Source organism: Spiroplasma endosymbiont of Megaselia nigra (assembly GCF_003987485.1).
In the GTDB taxonomy this organism is placed as follows: domain Bacteria; phylum Bacillota_I; class Bacilli_A; order Mycoplasmatales; family Mycoplasmataceae; genus Spiroplasma.
Window position 1 is genome coordinate 1 of record NZ_RCOO01000154.1, and the last position, 2,777, is coordinate 2,777.

The window sequence follows — 2,777 nt, forward strand, 5'->3', positions numbered from 1 at the left end:
GCGATGTTTGTTCAATTTCTTTTACTGTATTTTTTCGAAATTCTGCAGTATATGTTTTAAATTTTTGTTCTTTTCCTGCCATTAAAAAATGCACCTCCTCTAAAAGTTTAGTAAAGTTCTTTTTTAATTTTACTTACTTTTTGGGGTGCAGTCTTTAATATATCGATTTTTATTTATATAATTATAACAATGAGTGAGGTGTTAAGATTGCAAAAATTATTTTAGTTATTACGGGAAGCATTGCTGCTCATAAGGGTCTTCATTTATATGAAGCATTGAAGAAAGAACATGATGTTGAATTGCTTTTAACACAAGATGCTTTAAAATTTTTAAAGGATTGACCAACAACAGCAAAAACCGAAATTTTTATGAAACAATATTATGATAAAAAAGACTTATCAAAACATATTACAATTGCTGAGCAAGCTGATTTATTTGTTGTTTACCCAGCAACACAAAACTTTATTGCTCAGATTGCTCATGGTTTTACAAATACGTTAGCGAGTTTATTATATAGTGCTACGCAAAGTTATAAAATGATTTTTCCTGCAATGAATAGTAAGATTTATTTATCACCAGCTAATTTACGGAATTTAGCACAATTAATAGCAGATGGGAATCAAATTTATGAACCTCGTTCAGGGATGCTTGCTTGCAATATGGTTGGGATTGGTCGTGCATGATAATGAGAAGATGTTTTAAGGGAAATAAAGCAATTTTTAGTTTGAAAAAACTTGTGAAAAGATAAAAAAGTTATGCTTAATTTTGGGCGAACAAAAACATATTTAGATGATATTCGTTATTTGACAAATAATTCGAGCGGGAAAATGGGAAATGCATTGCATACTGTATTAACATGAACAAACTGTTCCTTAACAACAATTGTTGGTGATTGTGATTTTCCAATTTATTATGAGCATGTTAAAGCAAACACAAACAATGAAATGTTAACAGCAATGTTAAAAACGTATAAAGAACAAGACATTATTATTGCGTGCGCTGCTTTAAATAATTATCAAGTTGCGGTTCCTATTAAAGGAAAAATTAGCAAGCGAAAAAATCCTCAACTTGCTGTATCATTACTTCCTAATGTTGGTGTCTTATCTGAATTAGGTAAGTTAAAACAGCACCAAATTTTAGTTGGTTTTAGTGCTCAAAATAATTTTGTTTTAGATTATGCTCGTCAAAAGTTAATTGACAAAAATTTAGATTTAATTATTATCAATCAAATTAATGTTATGGGTACTGATCAAAATGAAATCATTTTATTAACAAAAAAAAGGGCATCAACAAATTCCTAGTCAAAACAAAATTATTATTGCAAAAGAAATTTTAGCAGCAATTAGTGAATTAATAAAGGAGCGAACACATTAATGAAATTATTAGTTGATATTGGTAATACAGCAATTAAATTTGCAATTCTTAATTCTCAAAAAAAGATTATTGTTTTTTTAACAATGTCTAGTCGCGAATTAGTTGCTGAAAAGAATTTTCGGCAAAAAATAATAACTGTTTTAAGTACAATAAAATTAGTTTTAACAGATCTTACATTATTAGCTTTATTTTCTGTTCGGCCAATGTGAGATGATTTATTTTACCAATTAGCTGCAGATTTAAAAATTCCTTTTTATCAAGTTAAAAAAAATTTGTTTACTGAGCGATTAAAAACAGACATTCCTAATCTTCGCAATCTTGGTGCTGATTTAATTGTTGGTTCATATGCAACATTAGTTTTATTTCCTAAACAAGATGTTATTTTAGTTAATATGGGAACAGCAACAACAATTTCATTACTAAAACAAGGAATTCTCTTAGGAACAATTATTATGCCAGGTTTAGAAACAGCAGCAGAAGCTTTATTTGAACGGGCACAATTATTACAAAAATTTGATTTTTCTTATGACAATGCGACTTTAGGAAAAAATACTAAACAAGCAATCAATATTGGATTAGTCAATGGTCATTTATTAGCAATTACTGCTTTTGTTAACCAACTTTCAACTGAAGCAATAAAACCACAAGTAATTTTAACAGGAGGTAATGCTGTTTACATTAAAAAATTAGTTAATTACCATTATGATAAAGATTTACTTTTTAAAGGATTAGTTGCCATTTTACAAGATAATAAATTAATATAAAAAATAGGACTAAAGTCCTATTTTTTATATTTTTTGAGATATTTTATTAATTTTAAAGGCCATTTAGGTATTTAATACATTTATCTGTGTTAGTTGCTTTATTTTATTAAAAAATAAAGATTACCTAACATGTCCAATTTTCTTATTTTGATTTACTTATTTGTCTACTTAAGACATTTTTAATAATAACATACATTTTTGAAATTGCAAGATTTTAAAAGTAATTTTTTTGTTTTAGACAATGTAGAATAAAGGATGAAGTAGGAAAAAACAACTCTTATTAAAGGGTTGTTTTTTTATTTGAAATAAAACGACTTTAAAAATTAAATATATTGGTTCTACAATTATTTAATTTCACAATTACATATTTTTTAGTGGGAGGTTCCCCAACATGGCATTTTGTCAGTAAAGAAACCAATAGAACTGTTAACTTGTTTTTTTGCGATTTTGTAAATTAATAACTTTGATTAAGATAAACAGATAATGCTGTATTCATAACTTTTAATTGCAAGAATAAAAATAAAATCGTGTGCGTAGAATTTGATTAACTTTTAAGAACTGGGCAAGGATTTCTTAATTAATCTACTAGTGGGGACTTGATTAGGAGGTACTTAATACTACAAGTAACTACAAAATGTA

At 27.0% G+C, this 2,777-nt stretch carries 3 protein-coding genes; all 3 read left to right on the forward strand.

Going from position 1 to position 2,777, the window contains the following annotated elements; translation table 4 throughout:
* The first annotated feature begins 263 nt into the window (after positions 1-263).
* The 3 genes from D9R21_RS08455 (at position 264) to D9R21_RS05585 (ending at position 2,138) form a co-directional block, all read left to right on the forward strand.
* Entirely contained in the window at positions 264-686 is a 423-nt protein-coding gene (locus D9R21_RS08455) for a flavoprotein (RefSeq protein ID WP_241568799.1), read from the forward strand.
* 69 nt (positions 687-755) lie between these two features.
* Positions 756-1,301, forward strand: coding sequence for a phosphopantothenoylcysteine decarboxylase (locus D9R21_RS08460; protein ID WP_241568798.1), 546 nt, complete (start codon positions 756-758; stop codon positions 1,299-1,301).
* Between the two features lie 72 nt (positions 1,302-1,373).
* Entirely contained in the window at positions 1,374-2,138 is a 765-nt protein-coding gene (locus D9R21_RS05585) for a type III pantothenate kinase (RefSeq protein ID WP_126821429.1), read from the forward strand.
* Positions 2,139-2,777 lie beyond the last annotated feature (639 nt).